The sequence below is a fragment of the Planktothrix sp. FACHB-1355 genome, from assembly GCF_014748295.1.
Classification (GTDB): Bacteria; Cyanobacteriota; Cyanobacteriia; order Cyanobacteriales; family Aerosakkonemataceae; genus Aerosakkonema; species Aerosakkonema funiforme_A.
The window spans coordinates 1-4,023 of the sequence record NZ_JACJUP010000621.1; the positions used below are offsets into that span (position 1 = coordinate 1).

The window sequence follows — 4,023 nt, forward strand, 5'->3', positions numbered from 1 at the left end:
TATATCTTGTTGGGATAAATGAGGATAATATTGCTGCTTATCATACCCATTAAAACTATCCGATCCCTGCCCAAAATAAAATGTTTGCCAAGTTGCTAAAAACAAATATTTTTGAAGATAAGCTTAAACAAAAATATCTTGCCTACTTACTATAGAAAACCCATTTTTTTCGGCATTGGACATTGGGAATAGAAATGCTAACTGGGCAATGGTTTGGAACAATCAATTAGCTTTAGTTATCGCACTATGTACGGGAGAGTCAAATGATTTTTTAGATAAGCCTGTTGCTAAAGGTACGCCATAATTCTCAGTCTTCGGGATTCCGGCTTAAGCGGAAAAGATATAAGCTGATAGCTGATAGCCAATAGCCGATCGCGAAGATGTCCGAACCAATTCCACCAATTACTTTGCCACCTAGCCAAAATCCGCAGCAGGAAGGAGAATGGCTGCAAAAGTCTTTACATAGATGGCTCAATGAAGAGTTTATCCCAGAAGCAGTCAATCAGGAAATTGCAAGGCGGGCAGCCCAGATATATGTCCGACAAAGATTAGAAGGAGAAAACGATCTGGGCTCCCTCGTGATTGCTATCCTAACGGAAATGCAGGCGTTTGACTTCTCTAAAAGTTTTTATAGCGAGTTTGCGATCGCCAATGCTGTAAGCGACTTGCTTTTAGACAGTCTGGGAATCGATCGCTGCTGCGGCCAATAGAATTTTAGATTTTAGATTTTAGATTTTGGATTGGGGCTAGCAGCACAATCAGAGATGAGATCGAACCGACGAGCCACCAATCGATCTAAAATCCATTCATCCAAAATCCAAAATCTAGCTACCAGCTTGACTTCACCACACCGGGTAGCAAACCTGTGTGTGCCCATTCCCGCATCACGTTGCGAGATAGACCAAAATCCCGATAAGTACCTCTGGGGCGACCTGTTACCCAGCAACGGTTGCGCTGGCGAGTGGGGGCACTGTTGCGCGGCAGTTGTTGTATTTGGCGGTGGATTTCCAGCTTTTGCTGCTGGGTAGCTGCTTGTGCGAACGCATCTTCTAAAGCTTCGCGTTTGGCAGCGTACTTCTCGGCCAGTTTTTTGCGCTTCTTCTCGCGCTCGATCATGCTTTTTTTAGCCATTAATGCTTATCGTTCCTGTAAGTAATGAAGACAGCATTTTCTATATTAACTTTTAGCGGCTGGTAAGGTTCGAGAAGTTTTAGCTTATTTAGCGCTTAAGAATGCCGTTGGGGCTCAGAAGCAGAGGGACAGAGGTCGGCAAGAGCGCAAGAAGAACAGTTAGGATTCCTGGCCATACAAATAGACCGACCGTGGTAAATTAACCGAATTGACCAATTTTCCCAATCAGGCTGAGGTAAGAGTCGGATTAAATCTCGCTCCACACGGATGGGATCTGTTTCTTCTGTCAAACCCAATCGGTAGCTGAGGCGCTTGACGTGGGTGTCTACAGTAACGCCTTGATGTATACCATAAGCGTGAGCCAAAACTACATTAGCCGTTTTCCGGGCAACTCCCGGTAATTCCAGCAATTCTTCCATTCGTTTTGGCACCTTGCCGCCAAATTTTTCGACGATCGCTCTACAGGCACCTTGAATATTTTTAGCCTTATTGCGGTAAAATCCCGTGGAACGCACCAAACTCTCCAGATCTTGGATATCCGCACTGGCTATAGCTGGCGCATCCGGAAAGCGGGCAAACAAAGCGGGTGTCACCTTATTTACCCGCTCATCCGTACATTGAGCCGATAGAATCGTCGCCACCAGCAGTTGTACGGGCGTCTCATAATTGAGCGTACAAGTCGCATCTGGATAGAGACGCTGAAGACGAATCAAAATTTCTAAAGCACGTTGCTGTTTAGCAGCCCATTTGCGAGTAATGCTCACCGAAACAAATTTTGCACCCCTTCCAAGTTAGCGGTATCGCGGACAATCAGAAAAATTCCCAAGCCCAAAAGTAACATCAAGCCTGTTTGCATTACGCCGTCCTGAATTTTACTGGGCAATGGTTTACCTCGAACAGCTTCGATAAACAGAAAAGCCAATTGACCGCCATCTAAAGCAGGTAAGGGCAAGATGTTGATAACGGCAAGGTTGATGCTAATCAGTGCAGCAAATCGAAACAATTGGGTGATGTCCGATTTAGCAATATTTGCACCAATTTCGACAATCTTCACCGGGCCAGCTACTTGGGAAGCTGTTTCTTGAAAGTTACCGATCAACTGCCCAAAGCCTTGAACGGTCAAAGTAGCGATGTGCTGAAATTCTTCAGCAGCAAGACTGAAAACCTCAAAAATGTCGTGCGGGCGACGATAAACAACCGGCTTATCCTTTGGCCCATTAGGGGCAAGGGCAATCCCGATGCGAGCTTCGCCATCTGTTCCCTGGATGGGAGTAGCGGTCAGAGACAATTTGCTGGAGCCACGCTGAATAGTAAATTGAATTGGCTGACCTGCACTACTTCTAATTAATTGCTTAAGAACAGCTTCTTCTTTGAGGGAACGACCGAACTGTTTGCCGTTAGCGGCCAAGATAACGTCACCTGGCTGGATTCCCGCTACTGCTGCCACGCTGGGAGCAAGCTGGATACCCAAATGCCCTTTGCCATCTGCACCTAACTTGGGAGTCAGAGAAAAGTCAACTTGTTCGTTGTTACGATTAACTTTCAGTTGAATTGGTTCGCCTGAAGTAGTGGCGATAAGTTCCGCCTGGGAGTTGTTCTCGTTAATTGAGAATCCAAATCTTTTACCGTTGACCCAAATTACATCACCAGGTTTGATGCCTGCCGATTCAGCTTCACCAGTCACTTGAGTAACTTCTGCGACAAGCTGGGGAACCAAAACTCCTGGCTGGGAGGCTTCGGGCATTCCGATTACCCCAAATTGCGCTACTAGCACTAAGTAGGCAAAGATCAGGTTGGCGATTACGCCTGCGCTAATCACGATCGCCCGATCCAGGACGGGGCGATTGCTGAGCAGATTCGGGTCATCGGGGGGATACTTGCTATCGGGCTCATCATCGGGAAAGCCGACAAATCCACCCAAGGGAAAAGCACGAATGGCGTACTCGGTTTCTGGGCCTTGATACTTCCACAGAATAGGGCCAAATCCGAGCGAGAAGCGATTGGCGTGGATTCCCTGAAAACGAGCGGCCATAAAATGACCGAGCTCGTGAACCAAAATTAGAACCGCCAAGACTGCGATCGTCGCCAAAACTGACATAGAAAAAATTAGTGCGAATTAGCTATACATTTCTTTATTCTACGTTGCCCCTCCAGTAAGCACCTCTAGCCGCAGATACGATCGCAGCACTTCCGGAACTTTGACTGTGCCGTCCGGTTGTTGATAGTTCTCCAGAACTGCGGCCATTGTGCGACCTACTGCCAGTCCAGAACCGTTGAGAGTATGCACGAACTGGGTTCCTTTCTTCCCGGCTTCTTTGAAGCGGATGCTACCGCGCCGCGCCTGAAAGTCTCCAAAATTCGAGCAGCTGGATATTTCCCGATATTTGCCTGCCGAAGGCAACCAGACTTCCAAATCGTAGGTTTTCCGGGAGGAAAAGCCCAAATCGGCGGTACAAAGTTCGATTACCCGATAAGGCAGTTGTAGGGCTTGTAAAATCGCTTCGGCATTGCCAACGAGGGATTCATGTTCTGCCTCGGAAGTTTCGGGATGAACAAATTTAACGAGTTCGACTTTGTTAAATTGATGCAGTCGGATTAACCCCCGCGTGTCTTTACCGTATGCACCTGCTTCTCGCCGAAAGCAGGGGGTGTAGGCGCAATGGTAGATGGGGAGTTGGGAGGCATCTAGGATTTCGTCGCGGTAGAGATTGGTGACGGGGACTTCTGCGGTGGGAAGCAGCCACAAATCGTCAGCTTGGCACTTAAAGCTTTCTTCGGCAAATTTAGGCAACTGACCGGTGGCGGTAAGAGATTGGCTGTTGATTAAAAGTGGGGGAATTACTTCCACATAGCCTGCTTGAGTCTGTTTGTCAAGCATAAAGCTAATCAGGG

General features: G+C 47.4%; 5 protein-coding genes. 1 reads left to right on the forward strand and 4 read right to left on the reverse strand.

Annotation, left to right across the window (positions count from 1 at the left end):
* Positions 1-380: 380 nt before the first annotated feature.
* On the forward strand, positions 381-710 hold the full coding sequence (locus H6S82_RS21780) for a hypothetical protein (RefSeq protein WP_190465049.1): 330 nt from the start codon (positions 381-383) through the stop codon (positions 708-710).
* Positions 711-828: 118 nt separating this feature from the next.
* Here H6S82_RS21780 and rpsN read toward each other — a convergent pair whose 3' ends face one another.
* From rpsN to serS, 4 genes are all read right to left on the reverse strand, one after another.
* The gene (gene rpsN / locus H6S82_RS21785) at positions 829-1,131 is read right to left on the reverse strand and encodes a 30S ribosomal protein S14 (protein WP_190465050.1); all 303 of its coding nucleotides are present in this window, start codon (positions 1,129-1,131) and stop codon (positions 829-831) included.
* A 95-nt stretch (positions 1,132-1,226) separates the two neighbouring features.
* A complete protein-coding gene (nth, locus tag H6S82_RS21790) occupies positions 1,227-1,895 on the reverse strand; it encodes an endonuclease III (protein ID WP_190465051.1) in 669 nt (222 codons plus the stop codon).
* Entirely contained in the window at positions 1,892-3,229 is a 1,338-nt protein-coding gene (gene rseP, locus H6S82_RS21795; protein ID WP_190465052.1) for an RIP metalloprotease RseP, read from the reverse strand. The genes nth and rseP overlap by 4 nt, the downstream gene beginning before the upstream one ends.
* 39 nt (positions 3,230-3,268) lie before the next feature.
* The coding region (gene serS, locus H6S82_RS21800) for a serine--tRNA ligase (protein WP_191056693.1) at positions 3,269-4,023 on the reverse strand (755 nt) is incomplete at its 5' end.